Source organism: Streptomyces cylindrosporus, from assembly GCF_022698165.1.
GTDB lineage: Bacteria > Actinomycetota > Actinomycetes > Streptomycetales > Streptomycetaceae > Streptomyces > Streptomyces cylindrosporus.
Genome location: NZ_JALDAY010000005.1, coordinates 200,337 through 211,530, shown reverse-complemented (window position 1 = coordinate 211,530; position 11,194 = coordinate 200,337). Strand labels below are relative to the sequence as shown.

General features: G+C 72.3%; 10 protein-coding genes. 2 read left to right on the top strand and 8 right to left on the bottom strand.

The annotated features are described in order from the left end of the window. Positions 1-6: 6 nt before the first annotated feature. Positions 7-1,107 (bottom strand): sensor histidine kinase, encoded by a 1,101-nt coding sequence (locus MQP27_RS17285; RefSeq protein ID WP_242766078.1) that lies wholly within the window; start codon positions 1,105-1,107, stop codon positions 7-9. Next, entirely contained in the window at positions 1,100-1,795 is a 696-nt protein-coding gene (locus MQP27_RS17280; protein WP_242766077.1) for a response regulator transcription factor, read from the bottom strand. Before MQP27_RS17280 ends, MQP27_RS17285 begins: the two co-directional genes overlap by 8 nt. 272 nt (positions 1,796-2,067) lie before the next feature. Between MQP27_RS17280 and MQP27_RS17275 the strand changes: the two genes are divergently transcribed. Further along, a complete protein-coding gene (locus MQP27_RS17275; RefSeq protein WP_242766527.1) occupies positions 2,068-3,054 on the top strand; it encodes an endonuclease/exonuclease/phosphatase family protein in 987 nt (328 codons plus the stop codon). A 72-nt stretch (positions 3,055-3,126) separates the two neighbouring features. Then, positions 3,127-4,632: a hypothetical protein gene (locus MQP27_RS17270; protein WP_242766076.1), complete on the top strand. Its 1,506-nt coding sequence runs from the start codon at positions 3,127-3,129 to the stop codon at positions 4,630-4,632. Positions 4,633-4,639: 7 nt separating this feature from the next. On the opposite strand, the gene MQP27_RS17265 is transcribed toward MQP27_RS17270, so the two are convergent. The 6 genes from MQP27_RS17265 to MQP27_RS17240 all read right to left on the bottom strand — a co-directional run bounded on the left by MQP27_RS17265 (position 4,640) and on the right by MQP27_RS17240 (position 11,144). Continuing rightward, positions 4,640-7,306: a SpoIIE family protein phosphatase gene (locus tag MQP27_RS17265; RefSeq protein WP_242766075.1), complete on the bottom strand. Its 2,667-nt coding sequence runs from the start codon at positions 7,304-7,306 to the stop codon at positions 4,640-4,642. 250 nt (positions 7,307-7,556) lie between these two features. After that, positions 7,557-7,985, bottom strand: a complete 429-nt coding sequence (locus MQP27_RS17260) for an ATP-binding protein (protein WP_242766074.1) — start codon at positions 7,983-7,985, stop codon at positions 7,557-7,559. Positions 7,986-8,090: 105 nt separating this feature from the next. Continuing rightward, positions 8,091-8,483, bottom strand: coding sequence for a (deoxy)nucleoside triphosphate pyrophosphohydrolase (locus tag MQP27_RS17255; RefSeq protein WP_242766073.1), 393 nt, complete (start codon positions 8,481-8,483; stop codon positions 8,091-8,093). A 33-nt stretch (positions 8,484-8,516) separates the two neighbouring features. Beyond that, positions 8,517-8,717, bottom strand: a complete 201-nt coding sequence (locus MQP27_RS17250; RefSeq protein ID WP_242766072.1) for an SPOR domain-containing protein — start codon at positions 8,715-8,717, stop codon at positions 8,517-8,519. Between the two features lie 348 nt (positions 8,718-9,065). Beyond that, entirely contained in the window at positions 9,066-9,818 is a 753-nt protein-coding gene (locus MQP27_RS17245) for a GntR family transcriptional regulator (RefSeq protein WP_242766071.1), read from the bottom strand. A gap of 147 nt (positions 9,819-9,965) precedes the next feature. Beyond that, positions 9,966-11,144, bottom strand: a complete 1,179-nt coding sequence (locus MQP27_RS17240; protein ID WP_242766070.1) for a DUF4190 domain-containing protein — start codon at positions 11,142-11,144, stop codon at positions 9,966-9,968. Positions 11,145-11,194 lie beyond the last annotated feature (50 nt).

Sequence of the window (11,194 nt, the reverse complement as noted above, 5' to 3'; positions counted from 1 at the left end):
CTCGGGTCACTCCTGCGTCGGCGCGGGCAGTTCCACCGCGACGAGGAGGCCGCCGCCGGGCCGCGGGGTGAGGGTCAGCGTCGCGTCGTGCGCGTCGGCGATGGTCTTGACGATGGCCAGGCCGAGGCCGACGCCCGCGTGATCGGTGTGGATGCGTGCGGTGCCGCGGCGGAAGGGTTCGGTGAGGGTCGAGGCCATCTGCGGGAGGAGCTTCTCGCCCGTGTTCTCGACCGTGAGCAGCACGGACTTGGGGCGGACGGCGGTGGAGACCCGGACGGTGCCCTTCTCGGGCAGGTTGTGGACGATCGCGTTGTGCACCAGGTTCGTGGTCAGCTGGAGCAGCAGCGCCGGTGATCCGGTCGTCGGCGTGATGTCGCCGGAGGTCTCGATGGTGACGCCGTGCTTCTCCGCGAGCGGGAGGAGGGTTTCGGTGGCCTCCTCCGCCAGGAGGGACAGGTCGACGCGCTCCCGGGTGAAGGACCGCTGCTCGGCGCGGCTGACCAGGAGCAGGGCCTCGGTGAGGTCGATCGCCCGGGTGTTGACCGCGTGGAGGCGGTCGATGAGCTCGCCGGTGTCGCGCTTCGGGTCGGAGCGGGCCACCTCCAGGAGCGCCTTGGAGACGGCGAGCGGGGTGCGCAGCTCGTGGGAGGCGTTGGCCGCGAACCTGCGCTGGTCCTCGACGTGCGCTTCGAGCCGGGCGAGCATCGCGTCGAAGGCGTCGGCGAGTTCACGGAACTCGTCCGTGCGGCCCGGCAGCCGGATGCGGTGGGAGAGCGAGCCGTCCGCGGCCAGGCGGGTCGCGTCCGTGATACGGGTCAGCGGCGCGAGCATGCGGCCGGCGAGGATCCACCCCCCGACCAGGCCGAACACGAGCAGGAACACCAGGACGGCGGCCGCCACCTCCCCGAAGGCCTGCTGGGTGTTGGAGCGCCCCGGAGCGAACGCCCCGCCGATACCACCCCTCGTGGCCCTGATCATCACGGAGTCCGGGAAGAGCATCAGGAGGACCGACCACAGGGCGAGCACCGAGGCCCCCGCGAGCACCAGGAATCCCGCATAGCTGAGGGTGAGCTTGAAACGAACGCTCAGCCCGGGTGCCCTATCCACGCTCTCCCCCTTGGTGCCCGGCCGGCGGCTGGGTGTCGATGCGGTAGCCGACGCCCGGCACGGTGGCGATGATCCACGGTTCGCCCAGCCGCTTGCGCAGGGCCGAGACGGTGATCCGCACGGCGTTGGTGAACGGGTCGGCGTTCGCGTCCCACGCCCGCTCCAGCAGCTCCTCGGCGCTGACGACCCCGCCCTCGGCGGCGACGAGGACTTCGAGCACCGCGAACTGCTTCCTGGTCAGCGCGACATAGCGGCCGTCCCGGTAGACCTCCCGGCGGAACGGGTCGAGGCGCAGCCCCGCGATCTCCCGCACGGGCGGCCTGCTGTGGCCGCGTCTGCGGTCGAGGGCGCGCAGCCTGAGCGCGAGTTCCTGCAGCGCGAAGGGCTTGGTGAGGTAGTCGTCGGCGCCGAGTTCGAAGCCGGAGGCCTTGTCGTCGAGGCGGTCGGCCGCGGTGAGCATGAGGATCGGCATGCCGCTGCCGGAGGCGACGATGCGTTTGGCGATCTCGTCGCCGGACGGTCCGGGGATGTCCCGGTCGAGTACGGCGATGTCGTAGGCGTTGACGCCCAGCAGCTCCAGCGCGGTGTCGCCGTCCCCCGCGATGTCGGCCGCGATCGCCTCCAGGCGCAGACCGTCGCGGATGGCCTCCGCCAGATAGGGCTCGTCCTCGACAATCAGCACACGCATGCTCCCGATGCTAGGAGCCCGCGCATATCGCGGGCATATCGAAAACCGCATACGGGACGGCAACACCGCGCCGTCTTGACTGGCAGCATGCATGGAACCCCGCCACCGGCCCGAACGCCGAACCGCTGCCCGCTCAGGTACGCCGCCCCCGCCCAGGACGCGAGGGCCCAGCGGTGAGCGAGACGGTGACCGACCGTACGCGGGAGCGGACGCCGGCGCGGCCGGGGGCCGAGCAGGAAGTCGCGGGCGTCCGGCGCGCGAGCCTCCGCCGGGTGATCCGCGCCGCGGCCCGGCCGGGCCCCTGGAAGCGCGGCCGGGTGCCGGCCGCGGCGGCGCTGCTGCTCGGTCTGCTCATGCTGCTGCACACGGAGATCCCGAACACCGGGGGCGTCGGCAGCCTGGTGGAGAGCGTGCTGCCGTGGTTCGGCCTGCTGCTCGTCCCGTTGCTGGCCGGAGCCCTGTGGCGCCGCTCCGCCGTCGCGGTGCTGGCGCTGCTGCTGCCGGTCACCGTGTGGCTGAACCTGTTCGGCGGCCTGCTCACGGACAAGTCCCACGCGGGCGGCGACCTCGTCGTGGCCAGTCACAACGTCGGCGCCGACAACCCCGACCCGTCCGGCACCGCCCGCGACCTGGCCGCCTCCGGCGCGGACGTGCTGGCGCTGGAGGAGCTGACCCCGCAGGCGACGGGCGCGTACGAGAAGGCGCTGGCGACGACGTACCGCTACCACACCGTCCAGGGCACGGTCGGGCTGTGGAGCAAGCTGCCGCTGTCGGACGCCCGGCCGGTCGGGATCGAGACGGACGCCGGACCGCTGGCGGCCACCAAGCCCGCCGCCGCCACACTGGCCGACAACCGGGCGCTGCGCGCCACGGTCGCCACGGACCGGGGCCCGCTGGCGGTGTACGTGGCCCACCTGGGATCCGTACGCCTGCTGCCCAGGACCGGCTTCTGGACGGAGAGCCGGGACCGCAACGCGAAGGCCCTCGCGAAGGCCGTCGCCGCCGAGCCGAACAAGCGGATGGTGCTGCTCGGCGACCTGAACGGCACCACCGACGACCGCGCCTTCGCCGGCCTCACCGCACGGCTGGACTCCGCCCAGACCGAGGCCGGGGACGGCTTCGGCTTCACCTGGCCGGCGAAGTTCCCGATCGCGCGCATCGACCAGATCCTGGTGCGCGGGGTCCGCCCGGAGAGCTCATGGGTCCTGCCGGCCACGGACAGCGACCACCGCCCGGTGGCGGCCGCGGTCAGCTGGTGACCCGGCCCCCCTCCGGCATCGTTGGCCCCATCCCGCTCGCGCCCGCGCATTCCTCCTCATACGCTCCGAAATGTGACGTCATCCTTGATTCGGGGCCGGCCCCGGCGGGCCACCTCCCACATATCCGTGCGGGTGGTGCACACCCTGGTGGGCGGGCTGGCCGGGGTGGTGTGGCTGCTGCTGCCCGGGATGACGATCAGTGACGGCGGGGCACCCCCGGACGCGCGGGCGCACTCGACGAGCGCGCAGGTCACCGCCGCCGAGGACGAGACCTCGGCCGCCGATCTGGTCCTGCCGCTGGTCGCCGTGGGGGCGGCGGTGTCGCTCGCCGCATACGGCTATGTACGGCGCACCCGGCGGTCCCGGACCCGCACGACACCCGGCGGCGCCCCCGCCCCGGCAGCACCCGGAGCGCCTCCGCTCAACGAACTGGCCGAACTGGACGATCACGTACGGGTGTTGCTCGTCGAGACCGACGACTGTGTGCGCACCAGCCGGGAGGAACTCGCCTTCGCCGAGGCCCGTTCCGGCACCGCCGCCGTGGAGCCCTTCGCGCGGGCCGTACGGGATGCCGAGGCCGAACTGTCGGCCGCTTTCCGCATGCGCCGGCAGTACGACGACGGCATACCCGAGGACGGGACGGCTCGGCGGCACGCGCTGGCCGGGATGGTCGGGCGGTGTCAGGAGGCGGGGCGGCGGCTGGACGCGGAGGCGGAGGGGTTCGACCGGCTGCGGGGGCTGGAGGACGGGATCGGGGAGGCGCTGGAGCTGGCCGAGGCCCGTTTCCGCGAGCTGGCGGGCCGGACCGGAGCGACGGAGGCTACGTCGGCGGAGCTGACCGCGCGATACGGCCCCTCGGCGGTCGCCGACATCACCGGCCACGTCGAACAGGCCAAGGACCGGCTGCTGTTCGCCACGACCCGGCTCAACGAGGCCCGCCAGTCGGCCGACAGGGGTGAGGGAGCGGCGGCGGTACGTCATCTGCGCGCGGCCGAGGGAGCGATCGCGCAGGCCGACGAGTTCATCACCGGCATCGACCGCCTGGGCACGGCCCTGGCGTCGGCGGCAGCGCTGATACCGGCCGCGCTGACGGGAGCGGAGGCGGAGCTGTCCGGGATACGCGGGGAAGGCGTCACCCACGCCGACCTCGTGCTGGCCGCCGTACGGGAAGAACTGACCGCGACCGGCCCGTACGACCCCCTCGACGCGCTCCGCCGGATCGTGACGGCGACCAGGGCGGTCGGAGTGGGGCGGACCGGAGTCCTGTCGGCCGCCGCGCTCCTGGTCGCGCGGAGCGATATCGCCGGGGCGGCCGGTTTCGTGGCGACGCACAGGGGCGCGGTGGGCGCCACGGCCCGCACGCGACTGACAGAAGCGGAACGCCTGCCTTCCGACACCCTCGCCCGCGAGTCCCGAGCCCTCGCCGAACAGGACGTACGCCTGCACGGCAACCCGTACGAGAACCACGCGGCCGGAGTGGCGGGAGCAGTCCTGGGCGGAGTGATCTCCCCCGACGGCACACCCCCGACGTACGGCGGCCCACGCACCCGCACTCGCCGAGGGAACAATTCGACTTAGGGCGCGCTCAGAACAGACTCAGCAGAGCCTCCGCAGGATCCGCGAGTCCCGTCTCCCCGTCCGGCAACGGCAGTTCGAACCACACCGTCTTGCCGCGTGGTGTACGGCGGGAGCCCCACGCGGCGCTCAGGAGGCCGACGAGCTGAAGGCCGCGGCCGCCCTCGTCGGTGTCGCGGGCGCGGCGGCGGCGGGGCTGGACGAGGCCGGAGTCCCAGACCTCGCAGACCAGTGTGCGATCCAGCAGCAGCCGCAGCCGGATGTCACCCTCGCCGTACCGCAGAGCGTTCGTCACCAGCTCGCTGACCAGCAGCTCCGTCGTGTCGACCAACGGCTCCAGATCCCATGTCAGCAGCTGGCCGCGCGCGTACTCACGGGCCCGGCCGACGCTCCGCGGCTCCCGCGGCAGCGTCCAGTCGCCCACCGAGTCGGCGGGCAGCCCCTGCACACGGGCCATGAGCAGCGCGATGTCGTCCTCGCCGTGGTGCGTGTCGAGGGTGTTGAGGACGTGGTCGCAGACGTCCTCCAGCGGACGGGTGGGATCGGTCAGCGCGCCCACGAATGCCTGGAGGCCCTCGTCGAGGGGGTGATCGCGGCTTTCGACCAGTCCATCCGTGTAGAGCGCGAGCAGGGCGCCTTCGGGTAGTTCGACCTCCACCTCCTCGAAGGGCTCCCCGCCGACGCCGAGCGGCATGCCCGGCGGGACGTCCAGCATCAGCGCGTCCTCGCCGGGTTCGACCAGGACCGGCGGCAGATGGCCCGCGTTGGCGAACGTGCAGCGGCGGGTGACGGAGTCGTAGACCGCGTAGACGCAGGTCGCGAGATACACCTCGGAGAGGTCGGCCTCGCGGGGGCGGCGGGCCGCGCGGGTGGCCTGCTGGACGCCGCCGGGCGCGCCGAGGCCGCGGGCGATCTCGTCCAACGCGCTGAGGACTTCGGCCGGTTCGAGGTCGAGCAGGGCCAGTGTCCGTACCGCGGAGCGGAGTTCACCCATCGCCACCGCCGCGCGCAGGCCACGGCCCATCACGTCGCCGACCACCAACGCCGTGCGGTGGCCCGGCAGTTCGATCACGTCGAACCAGTCGCCGCCGACCTCACTGGGGCGGTCCGCGGAGGAGTTGCCGGGGAGGTAGCGGCAGGCGATGTCGAGGCCGGAGGCGACCGGGTCGCCGGGCGGGAGCAGGGAGCGCTGCAGGATCAGCGCGCGTTCGTGCTCGCGGCGGTAGAGGCGGGCGTTGTCGATACAGACGGCGGCGCGGGCGGCGAGCTCGACCGCGAGGTCGCGGTCCCGGTCGCCGAACGGCTCGCTGCCCTTCGTACGGGCGAACTGCGCCAGCCCCACGACCGTGTCGTGGGCGACCATCGGCACGGCCAGCGTCGACTGGACGAGGCCGCCCTCCTCGGCGGGGACGAGCTGCGGGCGGGCCGTGCGCAGGGCGTCCGCGCAGGGCGAGTTGAACGGGAAGTGGTGGACCGCGCCGACCGACACGGGCGGGCCCGAGCCGATGAACGGGGCGTCGGAGACCGCGCTGGCGAAGGCCACCCGGCGCAGTTCCGCGCTGCCGTCGGCGAGGCCCGGCGGGGTCTCGTCGCCGGCCAGCAGGCCCTGGTAGAGGTCGACCGTCGCGAGGTCGCAGAAGCCGGGGACGACGACGTCGAGGAGTTCGCGGGCGGTGGTTTCCAGGTCGAGGGAGTTGCCTATGCGGGCGCCGGCCTCGTTCAGAAGGGCGAGATTGCGCCGTGCGGAGGCCGCTTCCCGGGCGGCGGCGCGGCGGGCGGTGATGTCGGTTCCGAGCCAGGCGATGCCGATGGGGCGCCCGGAGCCGCTGTGCACGCGGTAGAGGTTGATGGACCAGTGCCGGCGCTCGTCCGAGCCCGGCAGAAAGCCCGTGACGTGCATGTCCGTGATGGAGTCGCCGGTCTCCAGGACCCGGCGCAGGGTCGCGGCAACCCGCTCGGCCTCGGGGCGCGGCAGGTAGTCGTGGACGCCCTTGCCGCGGTGGTCGTCCGGGCTGCCGCCGAAGAGGGAGGCGAACCGCTGGTTGGCGCGCCGGACCCGCAGGTCGGGGTCGATCAGCAGGAAGCCGAACGGAGATTGACCGAAAATCGCCTGCGAGGCGGCGAGGTCGGTCTCGATGCTGCGGAGGGTGCGGACGTCGACGACGATGCAGACGGCCGCCTTCTCGCCCTCCTCGGTCCGCGTCGGCATGACATAGACCTCGGCGAGGCCCTCCCGGCCGCACTCGCCGTCGGCCGTCTCCGGCATCCGGAAGGGGACCACACCGGTCCACTCCCGTCCGTCGAGGATCTCGGCCATCTTGCGCTGGCCCTGCTCGCGCAGGTCGGAGTCGATGAACGCCTCGATGGGGTCCATGCCGACGGCGTGCTCCGCGGGGATGCCGAAGAGCTGCTCGGCCCTGAGGCTCCACTGGTCGACCAGGCCGTCGGGGCCGATGGAGAAGGACGCGACCTTGATGTAGTCGTAGATCGAGCCGGGCGGACTGCTCTGCCACATCGCGTCTGCGCCGGGCGGGTCGCCCAGGCCGGTGTCACGAAGCCCCGCGCCATCCGTCGTCGCGCGCGTCGTCGCGTCCGCGGCGGCATCGCCCACGGCCTCCGACCTCGCGCCGTCCGACGGGTCCGTGGACTCCGTGGCCTTCGCTGGTATCTCGCTCACGCGAACCGTCCCCTCCAGCTCACCGCGTCCGGCACCGGTCACCGGGGGCGGCTGCCCGCAGTATCCAGCACTACGGCGCCGCACAACACGGTGTTCACGATCACAGCACGGTCCCGACGGTTTTCGGTCCCGGCTGCGAGAACACTTCCAGTCTTCTAACCAGCCAACACCTCGTCGAATCACGCCCGCCGACAACTGCCACTGGCCTGAACCAGACGGTCGACAGGGTGGGGGCGGTCGTACAGCCGGATCAGCCGGGTACCGCGAGTTCGAACCACACGGTCTTACCCGCCTCGCCGGGGCGGGTACCCCAGCGGCGGGACGAGTGGGCGACCAGCTGGAGTCCGCGGCCGCTCTCGTCCTCGGGGCGGGCCACGCGTTCACGGGGCGGGTCGGGGAGCGGGTCGGAGACCTCCACGAGCAGGACGTCGGGGAGGCTCGCGGGGCGGACCAGGCGGACGCCGATGGGGCCGGTGGCGTGCCGCAGGGAGTTGGTGACCAGCTCGCTGACCAGCAGGGTTGCGAGGTCGCCGAGGGTGTCCAGGTGCCAGGTGTGCAGTTGACCGCGGACCGCTGCGCGGGCGTTGCGTACGGCGCCGGGGTCCGCGGGGAAGGTCCACTCGGCGCAGTCGCCTTCGGTGTCGATCACGCCGATCACTTCCCAGGCCAGCGAGCCCACCGATGTCTGGTTTCGTGGGGTTAATGGGGACATACCCGATATTCGGGAGGGAGTACCGTCCGGGGAGGCGCACTGTGGCACGAATGGAGTAGGGGCGTGCGCCGACTACAGGTTGGTCAGCGCGTGGATTGCTTCTACGTCCTGGTCGAGCCAGTTCACGTCCCACAGCTCGTCCTGCGTCAGCCAGCGCAGTTCGTCGTGGTCCTGGAGGGGCTTCGGGGTCGGGGAGCCCGGCAGGAGTCTCGCTGTCCAGACCTGGAGGACGTACGGCGGTTTTAGGGGCCACTCGCCCGGGACGCGGGTCATGGGCTCCGCGTCGACGCCCAGTTCCTCCTGGAGTTCGCGGGTCAGGGCCGCCTCGGGAGTCTCGCCCCGCTCCACCTTGCCGCCGGGGAGTTCCCAGCGGCCGGCCAGGGCGGGGGGTGCGCTTCGGCGGGCTGCCAGGAGGTGGTCGCCGTCGAAGAGGGCCGCGCCCACCACCACGATCCGTTCCGTCATGGGGCGGAGCCTACGGGAGGGGCGCGGCGCGGGTCAGTTGGCCGTTGCGGTGCTGCCCTGGCCGTTCTGGCCGATGCGTTCGACCCAGTAGAGCTGCTTGTGGCCGCGGTCGTCGAGGCTGTCCGCGATCTTCTGGGCCTCCGCCCTGGTCGCGTACCTGCCGACGCGGTAGCGGTTGCCGTTGTCGTCCTGCCTTATGACGAGCCAGGGAAGAGTGATCGTGCCGTCGTTCATCGCCCCCCACCGCTCCTTCCCACCTCGGCCCGCCCGCCGCCACGCGGTTCGTGCCGTGCCCCGCCCGCTAAGGAAACCGCAATCCGCATATGCCCGAGCCTACGCCTAACCTTTACGCAGCGAACACGGCTTTTCACCAAGAGGTACGCAACCGGCCAGGGCGAGGGGGGCGCACGAGTTCGAACGCGCCGCCCGTGGGCCTTGACGCATCCGGTCAGCGGCATCTCGGGCATGCCCGGGGCGACCTGCGAGAACGACCGGAATCCACCGGCGCGCGGACGGGGCGCCCGGGTGGTGGATGGTGTTGCGGAAGGGGGTCGGCGGGGGCAATCGCCGTAAAGGTGTGCGCTATTTCACCGGGAGGTGGTACGCGACCCGGTAGCGGTCGGCCGGGATGACCACGTCGGCGGTCTCCACGGGGCGGCCCGAGGCGTAGAACGTGCGCTGGATGACGAGCACGACATGGCCCGGGACGCCGCCCAGGTCGACCAGTTCCTCGGCGAGGCCGGGGCGGGCGCCGACCTCCTCCGTGACGTTGTCCACGACCACGTCGATCGCCGCCATGCGCTCCACCACGCCCATGCCGCCCAGCGGGCCCTCCTCGGGGAGCATCACGGGCGTACGGCCGGTGAGCGCGAGGGGCTCCCAGGAGGTGGAGAGCATCATCGCCTCGCCGGCCTCCCGGAACACGTACCTCGTGCACATCACGCGGTCGCCGGGCTTGATGCCGAGGCGCTCGGCGACCATGCCGCCGGCCTCGGTCTGCTCGCTGCGGGACTCCCAGGTGCCGCGGGCCGCGCCGTCGGCCTGCTCCTGCCGGAAGGGGGTGGCCCCGCCGTCGGGGCGGTAGCCGGAGCGGGCGACGCTGCGCGGGACGGGGCGCTCGCGGACGTACGTCCCGGAGCCGGAGCGACCCTCGACCAGGCCCTCGGCCATCAGCACCTTGCGCGCTTCCAGGGCGACGGTGTCCGAGACGCCGTACTCCTCGCGGATTCTGGCCTGGGAGGGGAGACGGGTGTGCGGTGGCAGCGAACCGCTGACGATCTTCTTGCGGAGATCACCCGCGACGCGGAGATACGCCGGCTGCTCACCGAAAGTCACTGGCCGCTCCCATCAGGTTGTACAGACAGCAACAGCGTGGCAACCGTGGGTTCTGCCATGCAAGCAAAGGCCAGAGAATCACTCGATGTGATGACATGTTCCGGGGGAAGGCTTTACGCAGGCACTTTCTCCCCGCTATAGCCGCCGTCACACCTGAATGTCGGAGGAGTCTCCGCCGCCGCCCCCTCCGCCGCCGGTCTCGCCGTCCGGAGGCGGAGTGGTGGCGAGGCCCAGAGCCTTGCGTGCGGTGACCGACCTGCCGGTGGTGGAGAGGGTCATGGCGCGGTCGTAGGAGGCGTAGAAGGCGTCGGCGTCGGTGGCCTTCGCGGCCTTCGCCCACTCCTCCTGGATCGACTCGACCTGCCGGGCCACGGCCGTGACCGGGGCCTGCGCGCCGGACGGCCAGTCATGGGCGCGGAGTTGCGCGGCCTGCCGGGTGAACGCGTCCGACAACCGGGCCGCCCAGCGGGTGTTGGCCTTCAGGTCGTCGTCGGGGCTGTCCACGGGCTGCGAGTCCAGGGCCCGGTTGGCGATGTTGACGGCGTTCAGGTAGGCGAGCTGGTCGGCGTCGAGGGTCCGGGCGTCGTTGCGCACCGAGCCGGTGAGGCTCGCCTTCTCGTCGGTGTTGCCGAACACGCAGGTGATCTCGCGGTCGCCGAGTCCCCAGCTGTCCCGGGTGGGCGTCAGGTAGTACACGTCCACGTCGTCGGGGACGGCCCAGGCGTCCATGGCGTAGTCGTAGCGCAGGGACCAGCACCGGGTGTCGGCGAGGTCGGTGACCTTGCGGTCGCCGGGGTAGGAGTCGTAGCCGCTCATCTTGAAGGAGGCGAAGACCTCGCCGTCGTGCTCCCCGGCGCAGGGCACCTTGTCCACGTCGTAGGCCTCGCCCTCCAGGGAGCCGCTCGGCGAGTCGAAGCACTCGCCCTTGGCGAGGGTGTAGGCGCTGCCGTTGTCGCGGGCGCTGTCCTTGACGCCGTCCCAGAAGTCGGACGCGGCGCCGGTCGCAAGGACCAGCACCCACAGGACGAGCCCGAGCGTGGAGAGCACCGACCCGTAGACCGCCATGCTCCTGCCGCGCTCGCCGTTCTTCCTGATCTGCCCGAGCGCGATCAGGCCGAGCAGCAGTCCGAGGCCGGGGACGCAGCAGAGGATGCCCAGGACGAGGGAGGCGACGGCGAGTCCGTTGACGGGAGCGGGGCGGTTGTACGGGGTGTAGCCCTGGGCCCACGGCTGGTACGGCGGGTACGGCTGGGCACCCGGCGGGAACTGGCCCTGCTGGTACGGCCCTTGGGGCTGCTGGGGCCCCGGGGGCGGGGGTATCGACACGGGTACCGTGCTCCTGGCTCGGGCGGTGGTGCGCGGGGGTGTACGGAGGC

Excerpts from the sequence above, each read along its gene's own strand:
- MQP27_RS17280 (WP_242766077.1), bottom strand. The coding sequence starts at position 1,795 with ATGCGTGTGCTGATTGTCGAGGACGAGCCCTATCTGGCGGAGGCCATC.
- MQP27_RS17255 (WP_242766073.1), bottom strand. The coding sequence starts at position 8,483 with ATGACGGAACGGATCGTGGTGGTGGGCGCGGCCCTCTTCGACGGCGAC.
- MQP27_RS17250 (WP_242766072.1), bottom strand. The coding sequence starts at position 8,717 with ATGAACGACGGCACGATCACTCTTCCCTGGCTCGTCATAAGGCAGGAC.